This is a genomic window from Pseudomonas sp. HLS-6 TE3448, assembly GCF_053629555.1.
Genome location: NZ_JBRJIO010000001.1, coordinates 2091198 through 2106883 on the forward strand (window position 1 = coordinate 2091198; position 15686 = coordinate 2106883).

The 15686-nt window shown below is 61.5% G+C and carries 16 protein-coding genes; 10 read left to right on the plus strand and 6 right to left on the minus strand.

The features are described 5' to 3' along the window. Nucleotides 1–22: 22 nt before the first annotated feature. Nucleotides 23–991, minus strand: a complete 969-nt coding sequence (locus AB7M23_RS09625) for a polyprenyl synthetase family protein (RefSeq protein WP_454240689.1) — start codon at nucleotides 989–991, stop codon at nucleotides 23–25. A 252-nt stretch (nucleotides 992–1243) separates the two neighbouring features. On the opposite strand from AB7M23_RS09625, the gene rplU reads away from it, so the two are divergent. The 5 genes from rplU (at nucleotide 1244) to AB7M23_RS09650 (ending at nucleotide 5035) form a co-directional block, all read left to right on the plus strand. Next, nucleotides 1244–1555: a 50S ribosomal protein L21 gene (gene rplU, locus AB7M23_RS09630; RefSeq protein WP_065760618.1), complete on the plus strand. Its 312-nt coding sequence runs from the start codon at nucleotides 1244–1246 to the stop codon at nucleotides 1553–1555. A 34-nt stretch (nucleotides 1556–1589) separates the two neighbouring features. Further along, nucleotides 1590–1847 (plus strand): 50S ribosomal protein L27, encoded by a 258-nt coding sequence (rpmA, locus tag AB7M23_RS09635; protein WP_065760617.1) that lies wholly within the window; start codon nucleotides 1590–1592, stop codon nucleotides 1845–1847. Nucleotides 1848–2040: 193 nt separating this feature from the next. Then, the gene (gene cgtA / locus AB7M23_RS09640; RefSeq protein WP_065760616.1) at nucleotides 2041–3264 is read left to right on the plus strand and encodes an Obg family GTPase CgtA; all 1224 of its coding nucleotides are present in this window, start codon (nucleotides 2041–2043) and stop codon (nucleotides 3262–3264) included. 182 nt (nucleotides 3265–3446) lie between these two features. Next, on the plus strand, nucleotides 3447–4565 hold the full coding sequence (gene proB, locus AB7M23_RS09645; protein ID WP_330521913.1) for a glutamate 5-kinase: 1119 nt from the start codon (nucleotides 3447–3449) through the stop codon (nucleotides 4563–4565). An 11-nt stretch (nucleotides 4566–4576) separates the two neighbouring features. After that, complete coding sequence (locus AB7M23_RS09650) at nucleotides 4577–5035, plus strand: CreA family protein (RefSeq protein WP_099773504.1); 459 nt, start codon at nucleotides 4577–4579, stop codon at nucleotides 5033–5035. Between the two features lie 59 nt (nucleotides 5036–5094). On the opposite strand, the gene mksF is transcribed toward AB7M23_RS09650, so the two are convergent. The 3 genes from mksF to mksB are packed head-to-tail and all read right to left on the minus strand — an operon-like array spanning nucleotide 5095 to nucleotide 9897. Next, nucleotides 5095–7923: an Mks condensin complex protein MksF gene (gene mksF, locus AB7M23_RS09655; protein WP_454240690.1), complete on the minus strand. Its 2829-nt coding sequence runs from the start codon at nucleotides 7921–7923 to the stop codon at nucleotides 5095–5097. Then, a complete protein-coding gene (gene mksE, locus AB7M23_RS09660) occupies nucleotides 7920–8630 on the minus strand; it encodes an Mks condensin complex protein MksE (RefSeq protein WP_065760612.1) in 711 nt (236 codons plus the stop codon). Before mksE ends, mksF begins: the two co-directional genes overlap by 4 nt. Continuing rightward, nucleotides 8620–9897 carry an Mks condensin complex protein MksB gene (mksB, locus tag AB7M23_RS09665; protein WP_065760611.1) on the minus strand — a complete coding sequence of 426 codons (1278 nt, stop codon included), beginning with the start codon at nucleotides 9895–9897 and terminating at the stop codon, nucleotides 8620–8622. The genes mksE and mksB overlap by 11 nt, the downstream gene beginning before the upstream one ends. A gap of 176 nt (nucleotides 9898–10073) precedes the next feature. Between mksB and AB7M23_RS09670 the strand changes: the two genes are divergently transcribed. The 3 genes from AB7M23_RS09670 to can all read left to right on the plus strand — a co-directional run bounded on the left by AB7M23_RS09670 (nucleotide 10074) and on the right by can (nucleotide 12019). Continuing rightward, nucleotides 10074–10859, plus strand: a complete 786-nt coding sequence (locus AB7M23_RS09670) for an energy transducer TonB (protein WP_454240691.1) — start codon at nucleotides 10074–10076, stop codon at nucleotides 10857–10859. After that, on the plus strand, nucleotides 10852–11304 hold the full coding sequence (gene rimI / locus AB7M23_RS09675; protein ID WP_099773507.1) for a ribosomal protein S18-alanine N-acetyltransferase: 453 nt from the start codon (nucleotides 10852–10854) through the stop codon (nucleotides 11302–11304). The genes AB7M23_RS09670 and rimI overlap by 8 nt, the downstream gene beginning before the upstream one ends. Nucleotides 11305–11380: 76 nt before the next feature. Next, nucleotides 11381–12019, plus strand: coding sequence for a carbonate dehydratase (gene can / locus AB7M23_RS09680; protein ID WP_065760608.1), 639 nt, complete (start codon nucleotides 11381–11383; stop codon nucleotides 12017–12019). A gap of 48 nt (nucleotides 12020–12067) precedes the next feature. On the opposite strand, the gene AB7M23_RS09685 is transcribed toward can, so the two are convergent. Next, a complete protein-coding gene (locus AB7M23_RS09685; RefSeq protein WP_454240692.1) occupies nucleotides 12068–13225 on the minus strand; it encodes a hypothetical protein in 1158 nt (385 codons plus the stop codon). 122 nt (nucleotides 13226–13347) lie between these two features. On the opposite strand from AB7M23_RS09685, the gene AB7M23_RS09690 reads away from it, so the two are divergent. Then, a complete protein-coding gene (locus tag AB7M23_RS09690) occupies nucleotides 13348–13914 on the plus strand; it encodes a D-Ala-D-Ala carboxypeptidase family metallohydrolase (protein WP_454242162.1) in 567 nt (188 codons plus the stop codon). Here AB7M23_RS09690 and AB7M23_RS09695 read toward each other — a convergent pair. Next, nucleotides 13868–14746 carry a LysR substrate-binding domain-containing protein gene (locus AB7M23_RS09695; RefSeq protein WP_102051833.1) on the minus strand — a complete coding sequence of 293 codons (879 nt, stop codon included), beginning with the start codon at nucleotides 14744–14746 and terminating at the stop codon, nucleotides 13868–13870. The two genes, AB7M23_RS09690 and AB7M23_RS09695, sit on opposite strands and share 47 nt — an antisense overlap. A gap of 264 nt (nucleotides 14747–15010) precedes the next feature. Here AB7M23_RS09695 and AB7M23_RS09700 point away from each other — a divergent pair, with 264 nt between their 5' ends. Next, nucleotides 15011–15628 (plus strand): LysE family translocator, encoded by a 618-nt coding sequence (locus AB7M23_RS09700; protein ID WP_065760605.1) that lies wholly within the window; start codon nucleotides 15011–15013, stop codon nucleotides 15626–15628. Nucleotides 15629–15686: the final 58 nt, after the last annotated feature.

Genomic DNA, 15686 nt, shown 5'->3' on the forward strand with positions numbered 1-15686 from the left:
CCGAAGATGGGCCGGGGAGGGATCAGTGGGTGCGGGCGACGGCGAATTCGCTGAGTTCAACCAGCGCGTCACGGTACTCGCTGGCAGGCAGCACTTCCAGGCAGGCAATGGCGCGAGCGACATAGTCGCGGGCCAGTTGCGCGGTGTAGTCCAGTGCGCCGGCAGCTTCGACGGCCGCCCGGATGCTCTCCAGATCCTCGATACCGCCCTTCTGGATGGCCTGACGAACCAGGGCAGCCTGCTCGACGGTGCCTTCGCGCATGGTGTAGATCAGCGGCAGGGTTGGCTTGCCTTCGGCCAGGTCGTCACCGACGTTCTTGCCCAGGGTTTGCGCATCGCCCTTGTAGTCGAGCAGGTCGTCGACCAGCTGGAAGGCTACGCCCAGGTGGTCACCGAAGGTACGCAGTGCTTCACGCTGAGCGTCACTGGCTTCGGCCAGGGCTGCGGCGCTGTGCGTCGAGGCCTCGAACAGCATTGCCGTCTTGCCGCGGATGACCTCCATGTAGACGTCTTCGGTCGTGCTGGCGTCGCGGATCTTGGACAGCTGCAGTACTTCGCCTTCGGCGATCACGCGGGTCGCCTTGGAGAGAATCTGCATGACCGGCATCGACCCCAGCTCTACCATCATTTCGAACGAGCGCGAGTAGAGGAAGTCGCCGACCAGTACGCTGGGCGCGTTGCCCCACAGGGCGTTGGCGGTGGAACGGCCACGGCGCATGCCGGACATGTCGACGACATCGTCATGCAGCAGGGTCGCGGTGTGCAGGAACTCGATGGTGGCAGCGAGCAGGCGCAGTTGGTCGCCATCGCGGCCCAGTGCCTTGCCGCACAGCAGCACCAGCAGCGGGCGCAGGCGCTTGCCGCCAGCCGACGTGATGTAGTCACCGATTTTCGAGACCAGCGGCACACGTGAAGTCAGCTGCTTCTTGATAATCTCGTCAACGGCGCTGAAGTCGTCCGCTACCGCACGGTAGAAAGCTTGGGGTTGCATCGGCCACAGGTGCTCCATAAAGGTTGCGCGGCATGCTAGGTTGCAGGTCCCGACCTGTCAAGGCGCGGTGCCGGTGGGCCGGGGGCGGTACTTGCAAGCGCCGCGGGGCTTGCGTACAATCGCGCACCCTGAACTTCCTGGGCAGCACCTGCCTTACGCAATTGCACAGGGCCGTTCCAGCCTTATGCAGCCATGCCAGCCAATACTCTTACCTATAAAGAGCTGGGTGAGCAGGATTATCGGAGAAATACCATGTACGCAGTAATTGTTACCGGCGGTAAGCAGTACAAAGTCGCCGAAGGTGAATACCTGAAGATCGAAAAACTGGAAGTCGCTACCGGCGAATCCGTAACCTTCGATCGCGTTCTGTTGGTCGCCAATGGCGATGACGTAAACATCGGCGCACCAGTCGTCGCTGGCGCTAAAGTAGTCGCTGAAGTGATCTCCCAAGGTCGTCACGACAAAGTGCGCATCATCAAGTTCCGTCGTCGTAAGCACCACATGAAGCGTATGGGCCACCGCCAGTGGTTCACCGAGATCAAAATCACCGGTATTCAGGCTTAATTCAGCCTAATCCCCTTATTGGAGAGTTGAACTCATGGCACACAAAAAAGCTGGTGGTAGTACCCGTAACGGTCGCGACTCAGAAGCCAAACGCCTTGGCGTGAAGATGTATGGCGGCCAGGTCATCAAGGCCGGCAACATCATCGTTCGCCAGCGCGGCACCCAATTCCACGCTGGTTACGGCGTTGGCATGGGCAAAGATCACACCCTGTTCGCTAAAATCGAAGGCGTGATCAAGTTCGAGAAAAAAGGCGAGTTCGGTCGTCGTTACGTAAGCGTTGTCGCTGCCTAATAGCGATGTCGCTGGAAAAGCCCTGTCTCGCGACGGGGCTTTTTCGTTTGTGGGGTGAGTCTCTTGCAAAACTGTTTGTATGGGCTGCCGGCGCTGGATTCTACGGTCGTTGACGGGGCCGCCGCGCTCATTTTTGCAAGAGCCTTATGTCTTTGTGTCATTCAACTCGTCGAGACGACGAGAGGCGGTTTTTATGAAGTTTGTTGATGAAGTGTCGATCCGGGTCAAAGCCGGTGACGGTGGCAATGGTTGCATGAGCTTTCGCCGTGAGAAGTTCATCGAGAACGGCGGTCCCAACGGCGGTGACGGTGGTGACGGCGGCTCGGTGTTCATGGTTGCCGACGAGAACCTCAATACCTTGGTCGACTATCGCTATACCCGCCATTTCGAGGCCCAGCGCGGCTCCAATGGCGGCAGCACCGACTGCACCGGCAAGAAGGGCGACGACCTGATCCTGCGTGTACCGGTCGGTACTACCGTGATTGACGCCAGCACCCAGGAAGTCATCGGCGACCTGGTCAAGCCAGGGCAGAAGCTGATGGTGGTCCAGGGCGGCTGGCACGGCCTGGGCAACACGCGCTTCAAGTCCAGTACCAACCGTGCTCCGCGTCAGACCACGCCGGGCAAGCCGGGCGAGCAGCGCGACCTGAAGCTGGAAATGAAAGTGCTGGCCGACGTCGGCCTGCTGGGCCTGCCTAACGCAGGCAAGAGTACGTTCATTCGCTCGGTATCGGCTGCCAAGCCGAAGGTCGCCGATTACCCGTTCACCACCCTGGTGCCGAACCTGGGCGTGGTCAGTGTCGACCGCTGGAAGAGCTTCGTCATCGCCGACATTCCCGGCCTGATCGAAGGCGCTTCCGAGGGTGCTGGCCTGGGTATCCGCTTCCTCAAGCACTTGGCGCGTACTCGCCTCCTGCTGCACCTCGTCGACCTGGCGCCGCTGGACGAGAGCAACAGTGCCGATGCTGCCGAGGTCATTGTCAACGAGCTGACCCGCTTCAGCCCGTCGCTGGCTGAGCGCGATCGCTGGCTGGTGCTGAACAAGACCGACATGCTGATGGACGATGAGCGCGACGAGCGCGTCAAGGAAGTGGTTGAGCGTCTGCAGTGGGAAGGCCCGGTGTACGTGATCTCGGCAATCTCCAAGCAGGGCACCGAGCAGCTTAGCCGCGACATCATGCGCTATCTGGAAGACCGCGCTGATCGCCTGGCCAATGACCCGGCGTATGCCGAAGAGCTGGCGGATCTCGATCAGCGTATTGAAGACGAGGCCCGTGCCCAGCTTCAGGCGCTGGACGACGCACGTGCCCTGCGCCGTAGCGGCGTGAAAAGCGTGCATGACATCGGTGACGATGACGACGACGATTGGGATGAAGAGGACGAAGACGGTCCAGAAATCATTTACGTGCGCGACTGATCCGTTGCAGTACACTAAACGCCGCTTTTTTAAGCGGCGTTTTGCTGTCTGTAGGTGCAGGCTTTGCCCGTGATTGCATCAGCGTGGTACCTGTTAGGCTGCATCGCCGGCAAGGCCGGCTCCTACAAGGCGTAGCAAGCGCTGTTTTTTAGAATCCACAGATCGGCATAGGTTGGAAGAAGATGCGGAGCAAGGTGACGGGTGCCCAGCGCTGGGTCGTGAAAATCGGCAGTGCCCTGCTGACGGCAGATGGCAAAGGCCTGGATCGCGCGGCCATGGGTGTCTGGGTCGAGCAGATGGTGGCGTTGCATGAAGCGGGTGTCGAGTTGGTGCTGGTGTCGTCCGGGGCGGTAGCCGCCGGTATGAGCCGCCTGGGCTGGACCAAGCGACCGAGTGCCATGAACGAGCTGCAAGCAGCCGCTGCCATCGGCCAGATGGGCCTGGTGCAGGCGTGGGAATCGAGCTTCGCTGAACACGGCCGGCACACTGCACAGATCCTTCTGACCCATGATGACCTGTCTGACCGCAAGCGTTACCTGAACGCCCGCAGCACCCTGCGTACGCTGGTAGAGCTGGGAGTTGTACCGGTCATCAACGAAAACGACACGGTGGTCACCGACGAGATCCGCTTCGGTGATAACGACACCCTGGCGGCGCTGGTGGCGAATCTGGTCGAGGCTGACCTGCTGGTGATCCTCACCGACCGCGATGGCATGTTCAATGCCGACCCGCGCACCAACCCCGATGCCGAGTTGATCTACGAAGCCCGTGCCGATGATCCGAGCCTGGATGCCGTGGCGGGTGGTACGGGTGGTGCGCTGGGCCGTGGCGGTATGCAGACCAAGCTGCGCGCTGCGCGCCTGGCGGCCCGCTCCGGGGCGCACACGATCATCGTCGGCGGGCGCCTGGAGCGCGTGCTGGACCGTCTCAAGGCGGGTGAGCGCCTGGGTACCCTGCTGTCGCCTGAGCGTGGCATGCTGGCGGCACGCAAGCAGTGGCTGGCCGGTCACCTGCAAACCCGTGGTACGTTGACCCTTGATGCCGGTGCCGTCCAGGCGCTGCGCGAAGGGCACAAGAGCCTGTTGCCGGTTGGCGTCAAAGGTGTGCAAGGCAGCTTCCGCCGCGGCGAGATGGTGGTCTGCGTCGGTCCGGACGGCCAGGAGATCGCCCGAGGCCTGGCTAACTACAGTGCGCTGGAAGCGCAGAAAATCATCGGCCAGTCCTCCGAGGCCATTGAAAGCCTGCTGGGTTACAGCGCTGAGCCGGAGCTGGTCCATCGCGACAATCTGATTCTGGTATGAGGGAGAACCGTGTGCGTTTGATCAAGGGATTGCTGGGGGCTTTGCTGGCCCTGCCATTGTTGGCCTCGGCCGAGGAAATCGGCCAGGTGTCGACGGTGTTCAAATTTGTTGGGCCGAATGACCGCATCGTGGTCGAAGCGTTCGACGACCCTAAGGTGGAAGGGGTGACCTGCTACTTGTCGCGCGCCAAGACCGGTGGCCTGAAAGGCGGGCTGGGTTTGGCTGAAGACCGTGCCGAGGCGTCCATTGCCTGCCGTCAGGTCGGGCCGATTCGCTTCAAGGAAGAGCTCAAGGATGGTGAGGAGGTGTTCAAGGAGCGCACCTCCTTGGTGTTCAAGACCATGCAGGTCGTGCGCTTCCTGGACAAGAAGCGCAACACCCTGGTGTACCTGGTCTACAGTGACCGGATTATCGAAGGCAGCCCGCAGAATGCGGTGACTGCAATTCCGATCTTGCCGTGGGCTCAGTAATACGGCGTTGAATTCATCGCAGGCAAGCCGTGTTTCCACGGATGCCTGCGATGGCGCCACTACGCTGAAACCGCGTCCTCTTCGTGTGCTACCGCCTTGACCTCTTCGTGGCGGCTGATGAATTTCCAGTCCGCTTCATCGATGTAGATCCCGTTCGGCCCGCTGCCACCTTCCAGGTCAATGGCCACCTTGGCTGAGACTTGCGGCTTGACGCTGGCCAGAATCGGCACAAAGCCCAGTTGCAGGCTGGTCTCCAGCAGCGCCGCCTGGTTGCGCTCGTCGATGTCGGCGGCCTCGTCCAGGTAGTACGGCAGGCGTACGCGACCCGCCAGGTCACGGTCCATCAAGTGCAGCAACAAGTACATGTTGGTCAGTGCCTTGATGGTCATGGTGGTGCCGTTGGAGGCGGCGCCGTCGATGTCGGTATGGATCACTGGCTGACCACCGACCTTGGTAATCTCGAACGCAAGCTCGAACAGGTCCTTGAGGCCCAATTGGTTGTGGTTGGCGGCCACCAGGCGTGCCAGGTACTCCTTGGCTTCCTCGTTCTTGTTGTCCTGCTCGGCACTCTGGCTCAGGTCAAACACCGACAGGGTCTCGCCTTCCTCATATTGACCGGCGCTGTGGATAATCTGATCGATGTGCTTGAGCGCTTCCTTGTTCGGTGCCAGAACAATGCGGAAGCTCTGCAGGTTCGATACCTGGCGCTTGTTGATCTCGCGGTTGAACAACGCCAGCTGGTGTTCAAGGCTGTCGTAGTCGCTGCGGATGTTGCGCAGGGTTCGGGCGATGTCGGTGACTGCGGCGCGGCGGGCCTTGCCCAGGGTCAGGGCTTCGTCCTGGCGGTGGGCGTAGGCGTTGATCAGCAGTTGCAGGCGGCGCTCCATGTCGTCTTCGCTGTCGAACTTGGCCACGCCCTTGAGGCGTACCTGGGCGTACAGCGCTTCGATCTGGCCATCGCAGCGCAGCAAGCCCTGCCAGCTGTCCTGGTAGTCGTTGAGCAGCGGCAGCAGGTTGTCCATGGAGTCGTCCACCGGCTCCATGAACGGGGTGCCGAATGGCAGGTCAGCCGGCAGCAGTTGGCGGCGCCGCAGGGCATCGTCAAGGGTGCGTTGCTTGGCTTCCATGTCAGCGATCTGCCGGCCGACCAGTTGCAGCTTGGCCGACAACTGCTGGACGCGCTCGGTGAAGGCGTCGCTGGAGCGCTTGAGTTCGTCCTGAGCCGCCTCCAGTTGCGCGAGCTGCTCGAGTTTTTCGCCTTCTTCGGCGCTCAGTGTCTGCGCGCGGCGGTAGTCTTCCAGCGCTTTTTGAGCGTCCAGTACCTGTTGGTACAGGGCTTCGGTCTGGGTCTTGCTCGCAGCGCGGTCGGCAGCGACGGCCTGTTGCGTCTTGAGCTGTTTGAGCTCTTTTTCCAGACGCTCTTTCTGGTCGCGCAGGGCCGCGCGGTCGGCCAGTGCCTGCAGCGCAGGGGGTTCAATGTGCGACAGGTCGATAGACAGGCCCGGCACTTCAAAGCGCTCGCCCTTGAAGCGTTCAAGTACCGCTTCCAGGGATTTGACCCACAGTTCGCTGTCGTCCAGTTCGATGCCACGTTCGCCCAGGGGCAGGCTGAACAGGGCGCCGTTGAACAGACGCATCAGGCGCTCGACGTCCTGTTGCGAGAACTCTTCGCGCAGGCGGGCATAGCTGTTGTTGTCGGCGTGGTCGAGTTGCAGCTTGACCGACTTCAGTCGTTTTTCCAGGTCGCGCAGGCGTTCTTCAAGGTCTTCGGCACTGAACTGCCGTGACTGGGCGAGGGCGCCGGCCAGTTCATCGTGGGCGTCCTTGGCTGCCAACAGTTGCTGTTCCAGGACCTTGACGTCATCGATCAGGGCAAAGCGGTGCTTGAGCACTGACAACTCGCCCAGCCAGCGCTGGATGCCGGTGATTTCGCGCTCCAGACGCATCAGTTCCTGGGTACCACCGCGTTGATTGTTCTGCAGGGCGTCCTGCTCGTTGCGGTAGTGTTCAGACTGGATGACCAGTTCTTCCTTGCGGGCCATCGCGTAGTCCTGCCAGGTACCCAGCAGCGAGTCGAGCAGGGGAGACAGGCGGTGCAGTTTGCCGCGCAGAATGTCACGCTGGGTTACGCCGTTGGCCAAGGCCTCGACCAGTGGGCCGGCTGAGACCAGGGCGTTGTAGTCCTGTTCCATGCGGCGTACGTCGCGGAAGGCTTCTTCACAGGCCGCGATATAGTCGACGCTGCCCGAGCGCAGGCTGTGCTCGAAGGCATCGAGGAACAGTTGCTTGAGTTTGGCCGCAGTGATTTCGCGCATGTGCAGCAGGTTGATGAACAGTGCGCGGAAGGTCTTCAGGCTCTGTTCACTGGTGGAGCGCAAGGGAATCAGGGTCAAGTCCAGCGGCACCGACGTGTGCCCGCCGACCAGCAGTCGACGCAGCTCGTCAGGCTTGAGTTCGTAAGCCTTCAGGCCATTGCGCTCGAGGTTGCTGAAGAGCTCTTTCTGGCGCAGGCAGGTGTCGTTCTTCTGGTAGTGAGCCAGGTCCAGCTCGCCGGCATAGGCGAAGAACTGGTGACCGAAACCGCCACCCGGGCCCCGTCCGACCACGCCGATCACGTGCGGGCCGTGGGGCAATGAGACTTCACAGAGGATGTAGCTGGTGTCGCTGGCGAAGTAGAAACGCCGCGACTGCTCCAGGCTGTACTTGCCGAAGCTCATGTCCGACATGCGTGCCAGGATCGGGAACTGCAGGGCGTTGATCGACGCACTCTTGCCCAGGTTGTTGGCGCCGTAGACCGACAGCGGGTGCTCCAGCGGGAACAGACCGAGGCTGTAGCCGGCAGTGTTGAGCAGTGCAAAGCGGCGGATGCCGTAGCGTTCCTGGCTCATGCATCAATCTCCTGTTGCTCTTCGGCGATGGCGCGGGCCAGTGCCTCTTCTTCGGTTTCGTCCAGGTCGTCGAACGGGCCCAGATCCAGCGGGTCGTCAGTCTTGAGCAGTTTCTCGTCGCTGTCCTCGTCGACCAGCACGGGCGTTGGCAGTGGCAACGCGCTGTGCAGGCTGGCGGCCAGGTCGCGGTCCTGCTGGACCGACAGGCACACGTCGAGGAAACGGTGCATCGGCGGCAGGAAGCGGTAGATACCATTCTCTTCGCTGGCAAACCCGAGTTGGGTCATGCGCCGCATGATCTTTTCTTCCAGTTCCTCTGGTGTCTGGACTTCAGCCTGGATGAACAGGTCGCGGTATTTCTCCAGCAGCGACGGCAGCTCATCACGGCCCAGGCTGCCGCCATCCAGCACGGCGATCGGGTCTCGCCCCTGGTCGGCCAGGTGTTCTACCAGAATGAAGGTGAACAGCGAGAGGCGTTGGGCGGTCTTGTTTACTTGCGCGGCGGCTTGCTCGGGGACGAAGTAGTAGAAACCACGGGTATCGCAGACCAGCTCGAAGCCCAAGGCCCTGAACAGGCCGCGGTACTGGTCCTGAAAGTTCGACAGTTGAGCGTAAAGCTCTGGGTCGCGGCGGCTGATGTGGAAGCCTTTGAACAGCTCGCGGAAGATCGGCGCGAGCTGGGACAGTTCGGAAAGATCAAGATGCATGTGAGGTGCTCGCAGTAGGCTCCAGCGGCGTTTCGCGGCTGGACGTCAGGGCGAATGAGCGCAGGCTGACCTGGTGCTCGCGGGTGTGGTAGTCACGGCGCTCAAGGCGTTCGCGGGTAAAGCGCTTTTCCCGCGACAGGCGCGAGAACCAGTACAGCAATTCGTCGGTGGCGCCTTCGGGCTCCTGCTCCAGCAGCCAGGTCATCAGGTCTGGCATTGGCAGGGCGTCGGTACAGCGTTCGAGCATTTCCTTGACCGTGCGCGGTGCGCGCGGCGGTTCGCCCTTCTGGTTCTTGTGCGCCTTGGGGAACTGCGCCGGCTTGGGCTCGAAGCGGGCCAGGGCATAGACATAGGCTTCCACCTGGCTGGCGCTGCCGAGGAAAGTGCTCTGCGGCCGGGTGAACAGGGGCATTGCCGCGTGTGGCACGGCGTCCAGGCCTTTGCGGCGGATCACCGACAGGGCCAGTGCCGCGCCTCGGGTCACGGCGTTGTGTCGGCGCGCTTCTTCACGCAGGGGCAGCAGCAGTTCGCGGGCATGACGCAGTGTCAGTTGCGCGCTGGTCTGCATTTCCAGGATGCGGGCATGGGTGCGCAGCAGCATGTCGTCGTCGACCAGTTGGCCCAGGCGTGCCTGTTCGCCAAGCAGGCGCAACAGCACGGTCTCGACCTTGCGTACACCCTGCTCGAAGGCGCCGTCGGCGTTGACCAGTTGGATCATCGGCTCGACGTACTCGTCCCAGGTCGCCAGAACTTCAGCATAACGCTGGCGCAGGGGAATCTGTCGGTCGCTGGTCTTGGCCCGTTCGGCCACGGCCACCAGTGCCTGTTCGTCGTTGTCGAGCTTTTTCAGAACGTCACGCACCCGCATGTCGAGCAGGCGCAGTTGGCGTGCGAGGTCATTGCCGTCGCGAATGTCGAAGGCGTCCTGGATGTGCCCGGCCAGACGCTCGAGGTGGCGCAGGTAGGCTTCGATTTCCAGGCACAGGCCAAGGCGGTGCTCGCGGCGCAGGTAGGCGAGGAAATCGTGGATCTGGGCGTTCAGTTCAAAACGGTTCGGGCTTTTGGCCACGGGCACCAGAATATCCAGGCGAATCCACACATCGAGCAGGTTGGTGATGTCTTGCGGCGTGCTTTCCAGCTGCTGGGTCGCCAGTTGCAGGCGCAGTTCTGCCAGGCTCAGGGTGCCCTGGTCGAAGCGCTCGCACAACGGCTCGAGCAAGGCCCAGTGTTCGGCTAGGGCGCGCAGGACGCGTTTGGGTTCGATCATTGGCGGGTCGACTCGCTGCCAAATAAAAGCGCCGATTGTACTGCATCATGCGGTTGTCGATTCACCCCTTGATCGCTTGTGGGTATTCTCGGGCGGTTTTCTGCCGATCAACTGCGGCGCCGGGCAGCGAAGGGCGGTAGAATGTGGGCCCTGACTTATCCACAGATGGCCGACCTTTGCTCACCGAGTCCCGCCGCCGCGCTTACCTCAATGCCATGCAAGTAGTGCCTTGGCTGCCGCGTGCCGAACTGCCGTTCGCTGCGCCGTCGCGCCCTGAACTCTTGCTGCCGTTGGAGCCGCTGGTGGAGGAGGTTGCACATTCGCCCGTGCAACAGACCGCCCCCGTCGTTGTGCCGGTGAGCAAGCCGGTTGAGCGGCAGAAAATCGAGATCCCGCGCCCCAGCACCACCCCGCGAGCTGCCAGCAAGCCGCTGGAAGAGGCCGAGGAGGCGGTAGCGCCGGTCAAGGCGGCTGTCGTTCCGCCGCCGCGTTTCGCCTTGCAATTGCTACGTGCAGGGCGTTGCCTGGTGTTGGTCGAGTTGGCCACTGGCGAACCGTTCCAGAGTCGCGATCCGTCCTACTTGCTGCTCAAGGACATGTTGCGTGCCGCAGGCTTGCCAGACAGCCCGCAGATCATCGGTGAGCCCGTGCGCTGGCCGCTGTTGGTGCGGGGCAACCTTGACCAGGGGCCGGAGGCGGCCCGTGACTTCGTGCAGGGCTTTATCCAGGCCCGCCTGGAAGACGCTCCGTGCGCCTGCCTGTGGCTGGTTGGTCTGCCTGCCGTGCGCTTTGCCGGGGAGGCCGACGAGCAGGCTTTTTACCGTGAATTACCGGTCGAGGGCCTGGGGTATGCCTGGGCCTTGCCGGGCCTTGAAGTGTTGATGGACGAGCCGCAACGCAAGGCGGACGTCTGGAAAGCCATGCGTCGGCTGATGGCGCGCTGGAAACCAAGCGATGAGTGACACAATCAGTTTTCGTCGGATGACCGAGGCGGACCTGGATGCCGTACTGAAGATCGAATATGCCGCCTTCAGCCACCCCTGGACCCGAGGGATTTTCCTCGACGGGCTAAAATCCTATGAAATCTGGTTGATGTTCGAGGGTGGGCAACAGGTTGGGCACGGGGTGATCAACGTGATCATCGATGAGGCGCACCTGCTCAACATCACCGTCAAGCCGGAGAGTCAGGGGCGCGGCCTGGGCCTGCGCTTGCTCGAACACCTGATGAAACGTGCCTACGAGCTCAACGGTCGGGAGTGTTTCCTCGAGGTGCGCGCCAGCAACCAGTCTGCCTACCGGCTGTACGAGCGCTACGGCTTCAACGAAGTGGGTCGGCGTCGAGATTATTACCCCATTGCCGGTGGTCGCGAGGATGCGCTGGTGATGGCCTGCACGTTGATCGACTGAAGGCAGTTCCATGCTGCGCGTGACCTGTTCGGCGTGGCGCCTGTCAGAGACTGCGGATCATCTATGAGGCTTGAACATGCACGACCTACAAGAACTGATTGATAACAACGCCCGCTGGGCTGATGCAATCAAACAGGAAGATCCGGAGTTTTTCGCCAAGCTGGCACGCCAGCAAACGCCTGAATTCCTGTGGATCGGCTGCTCTGATGCGCGGGTGCCGGCCAACGAAATCGTCGGCATGCTGCCGGGCGATCTGTTTGTTCACCGTAATGTCGCCAACGTGGTGCTGCACACCGACCTGAACTGCCTGTCGGTGATCCAGTACGCAGTAGACGTACTCAAGGTCAAACACATTCTGGTCACCGGCCACTATGGCTGTGGCGGTGTGCGGGCCTCGATGCAGGATCGCCAGTTGGGCCTGATCGACGGCTGGCTGCGTTCGATCCGTGACCTTTACTACGAGAACCGCGTGGCGCTTTCGCAGTTGGCTACTGAGGAAGAGCAGGTCGACCGCCTGTGTGAGCTGAACGTGATTCAGCAGGTGGCTAACGTTGCTCATACCAGCATCGTTCAAAACGCCTGGCATCGTGGGCAGAGCCTGTCGGTGCATGGCTGCATCTACGGCATCAAGGATGGCCGCTGGAAGAGCCTCAACACCACCATCAGCGGCTTTGAGCAGTTGCCGCCGCAGTATCGCCTGCGCCCACAGGACTGAGTCCTGTAGCCTCATTGTCGGCGTTGGCCGGCAATGAGGCTTGAGCGATCAGATCTCTTCCAGAGGCTGTTGCAGCGTTTGCAAGCTGCGCCTTACCGCATCGGTGTTGCATTTGGCTGCGGCCTGCTCCGGGGTCATTTCCCGAATTGAACGGTAGAACAGCTCACAGGTCTGCGTCTTCGCGGTGACCTGCCATTTTTGCGTGCAGGCATTCAGCGTGGCCTCGGCATCGGCCTTGGGGTTGCTGCCCATGCCGGCCTGCCAGCAGGCGGCGCTGAGGTCCTGGCCCATCATCTTCAAACCCGCCGCGTCTGCCTGGTCCTGATCGCCTGCGTGGTTGGCTTTGTCTGCGGTGTACCAAATGGCGCTGGGGTGGTTTGAGCCCAGTACCGGCACGCGTTGCCCGGTCGTCGGGCTGATAGTCACCAGCCCCAGTACGTTGACGCGTTGGCCATAGGTTTGCTCCACCCAGGTACGTACCGGTGAACCAAATGCCACCATCGGCAGTGAGTCCCCCCTGGCGTTGCGGGTAACCGCCTTGACCATGCTCGTCTGGTAGTCGTTGAAGTACCCGTAGACACCCTCGAGCGCTTTGCCGGCAGAGGCAGGGGCGGCAATCGGGGCAATGTCGACGATGGTCTGGAAGGCCGGCGTGTTATCCACAGGTACACCGTTGACACTCAACAGGTACGCCCAGCGGTCAGTGGTGTTCGAACGCAGGTAATCTTGTGCCTGGGTCAGCGAATAGTCTGGCGGAAAGTGCAGCAGCTCGATGCTGCGGCGATTTTCCAGGGCCATGCCCAGTGGCAGGAACAGCAGCCAGTTGTAGGCCCACTTGCCGTCGCGGTTGAGCTGGCTGGCGCCCTGGTAGGCGAGTTCGCCATTGTCGAGCAGGCGCGTCAGCGGTTCGCCGTAGGTGCTGGGGACGTCTGTAATATCGGCATACAGGGTGCCATTGTCGCGCCCCACCCGGACCGTCGCTTGGGTGTAGCCGTCTCGCGCTACGCTTTGCTTCAGGTAGTGCTCGACGGTCTGTTCCAGCGTCCAGTCCCGGAAGCAGATAGCGCTGCAGTTGTTGGGGTAGGCAAACAACCTGCTGACCCGTTGCTGATCTCCCAGGGTGACCCTGGTATCGGCCTGTGGTGTCGTGCTCAGGGCCAAGGCAGAAAGCCCAAGCGTCAGGGTTAATAAAGTGGTTTTGCGCATAGTTGACTCCATGCCAGTGGCCTCTCTCCTTTTGCTAGTCAGGCCATACTGTATGCATTTCTGTGGGCTTGGGAAGTGGAGCGTTTATGCGGGTGATACGGCGCAAGGTGGCGCTGCCAGTGATGGGCCTGTGGCTCGGTACGTTTGGGGCGTATGCCGATGAGCGCGACGTGCGCATGTTCGCCCTCTGGGCTGGCGACCATGAGACGCGAGTGTTCCGTGACATGCTGGTCGAGGCACGGCTCTACGGCAGGGTTCCAATACATGAGTTGCTGCGTTCAGCCAGCGACTGGCGGCTGTGCGCTGCCGAGCCATTCGCGGTACCGCCTGTGGGGCAATGGCCCGCCGTACGCTCGGCCCTGCAACTGCTCAAGGCCCTGGATGATCAGCACGTCCTGCGCCGCTACGAGGTCGTCTCGGCGTACCGTAATCCCACGCTCAATGCGTGTGCCGGTGGCGCTGTTGGCAGTGCACACACCCGCGCCTTTGCGGTTGACCTGTTGCTGCCGCGTGGTACTGATCCCGCGTCGTTGTGCCGTTTCTGGCAAACCCAAGGTGCTGCCTGGAACATGGGATTGGGGCGCTACCCTACGGGGCGGATTCACATCGATACGGCCGGCTATCGGACCTGGGGTGGGGATTTCAGCTCAGGTTCATCGTATTGCCAGCGGCTTGCGACTGCGCCGTGATCCAGTCAGCGAAGCGTCGGTACGTAGCGTGCTCGGCAATCGGTTGGGGGCAGAGCAGGTAATAAGCTGAGCCGTCCTTGATAAAGCCCTGAGGCGCCTGCAGTTGCCCGGCCGCGATTTCGTCCTGCACCATCAGGAACGAGGCCATTGCCAGGCCCAGGCCAGCCACTGCTGCCTGGATGCACAGGTAGAAATGCTCATAGTCGGCTCGGCTGCAGTCCTGGGCTGACTGCTTGCTCAGGCGTAACCAGGTGTTCCAGGCATTGGGTCGTGAGCCTGTATGCAGCAGCCGTTGCCCGACTAGTCCCTGTGTGGCCAGGGCGTTGTTGCACACCGGGCCTACATATTCGTCACAGACCTTAACGGCGTCCAGGCCTTTGCTCCATGGGAAGTCATCGCGGCGCAGCGCAAGGTCAATACCGCTGCCGATAAAATCCACCGGGCCGCCGGCCGCCACCAGATGGATGTGGATGTCTGGGTGCTCGGCATGGAATTCCGGCAGGCGCGGAATCAGCCATTTCATGGCGATAGTCGGCTCGCAGGAGAGCACCAGAACGTTTTCCCGCGCCTGTTGTTGCAGGCGATAGACCGCACCTTCCAATTGCTCGAACAGCGACTGGGTGGTGCCATGCAGGGCGCGTCCGGCGGCCGTGAGGAAAATCGCCCGGTTGCGTCGCTCAAACAACTGCACCCCGAGGGACTCCTCCAGCAAGCGCACCTGCCGGCTGACGGCACCATGGGTGACGTGCAGCAGTTCGGCGGCGCGAACGAAGCTTTCGGTTTGCGCCGCGACGTCGAAATAGCGGAAGGCGGAGAGGGCGGGCAGCTTCATATCTGTGAGGAAAACTAGCGGATTTGTCGCACTATAAATCGCTTTTTAGCCACAACGAAGCTTTCGATAATAAGCACCGTACAGAACAGATGTTCTGCGGAGGGGGGCATGCTTAATGGGTGCGCGGCGCCTGCATCGCGGGCAAGCCCGGCTCCTACAGGCTGCTCGGTCTTTGTTGGAGCAGGCTTGCCTGCGATGGCGTCGGTGCTAGCCGCCCGAGCAGAGCGAATCTGTGCATTTTACTAGCTGATCGAGGCGCTTTACGTGAATGAATTGATTGCTGTTGCCCTGTTCACCGTTCTGGCGGTGATCAGCCCCGGTGCGGACTTTGCCATGGTCACGCGTAGTAGCTACGCCTTCGGTCGCAGGGCTGGTCTCATGGCGGCGTTGGGGATTGCCTGCGGAGTGCAGGTGCATGTGTTGTACACCGTGCTGGGAATCGCGTTGATCATCAGCCAATCACCGCTGCTGTTTCTGGCGATGAAGGCGTTGGGTGCGGGCTACTTGATTTATCTGGGTTACAAATCCTTCACCAACACCCAACGCATCGCGCTGGGGGATGATGACGGCGCCAGTCGTCTGGGCGTGTTCGCTGCATTGCGCTCGGGCTTTCTGACCAACGCCCTGAACCCCAAGACCATGCTCTTTGTGGTCAGTGCCTATACCCAAGTGGTACAGCCTGACAGCTCGTTGGCGACTGACTTTGGCTATGGCTTCTTCATGTCCTTCGCCCATTGGGTGTGGTTCAGCCTGGTGGCCGTCTTTTTCTCCAGCGATGCCCTGCGGCGCACGATGCTCGATCGTCAGGGGCTGGTGGACAAGGTGATTGGCATGGCTTTGATTGGCCTTGGGGTAGCGGTGGTCTTTGCCAGTGTTCGCTAGTGTGGAGCAAGCGAGCCTTGTTCGGTGCTTGATGTTGGTTTGAGAAGGTATCGATGGG

What these genes read in the sequence shown, in the direction of transcription:
- AB7M23_RS09625 (WP_454240689.1), bottom strand. Translation starts at nt 991, where the DNA reads ATGCAACCCCAAGCTTTCTACCGTGCGGTAGCGGACGACTTCAGCGCC.
- rplU (WP_065760618.1), top strand. Translation starts at nt 1,244, where the DNA reads ATGTACGCAGTAATTGTTACCGGCGGTAAGCAGTACAAAGTCGCCGAA.
- rpmA (WP_065760617.1), top strand. Translation starts at nt 1,590, where the DNA reads ATGGCACACAAAAAAGCTGGTGGTAGTACCCGTAACGGTCGCGACTCA.
- cgtA (WP_065760616.1), top strand. Translation starts at nt 2,041, where the DNA reads ATGAAGTTTGTTGATGAAGTGTCGATCCGGGTCAAAGCCGGTGACGGT.
- proB (WP_330521913.1), top strand. Translation starts at nt 3,447, where the DNA reads ATGCGGAGCAAGGTGACGGGTGCCCAGCGCTGGGTCGTGAAAATCGGC.
- mksF (WP_454240690.1), bottom strand. Translation starts at nt 7,923, where the DNA reads ATGAGCCAGGAACGCTACGGCATCCGCCGCTTTGCACTGCTCAACACT.
- mksE (WP_065760612.1), bottom strand. Translation starts at nt 8,630, where the DNA reads ATGCATCTTGATCTTTCCGAACTGTCCCAGCTCGCGCCGATCTTCCGC.
- mksB (WP_065760611.1), bottom strand. Translation starts at nt 9,897, where the DNA reads ATGATCGAACCCAAACGCGTCCTGCGCGCCCTAGCCGAACACTGGGCC.
- rimI (WP_099773507.1), top strand. Translation starts at nt 10,852, where the DNA reads ATGAGTGACACAATCAGTTTTCGTCGGATGACCGAGGCGGACCTGGAT.
- can (WP_065760608.1), top strand. Translation starts at nt 11,381, where the DNA reads ATGCACGACCTACAAGAACTGATTGATAACAACGCCCGCTGGGCTGAT.
- AB7M23_RS09685 (WP_454240692.1), bottom strand. Translation starts at nt 13,225, where the DNA reads ATGCGCAAAACCACTTTATTAACCCTGACGCTTGGGCTTTCTGCCTTG.
- AB7M23_RS09690 (WP_454242162.1), top strand. Translation starts at nt 13,348, where the DNA reads ATGGGCCTGTGGCTCGGTACGTTTGGGGCGTATGCCGATGAGCGCGAC.
- AB7M23_RS09695 (WP_102051833.1), bottom strand. Translation starts at nt 14,746, where the DNA reads ATGAAGCTGCCCGCCCTCTCCGCCTTCCGCTATTTCGACGTCGCGGCG.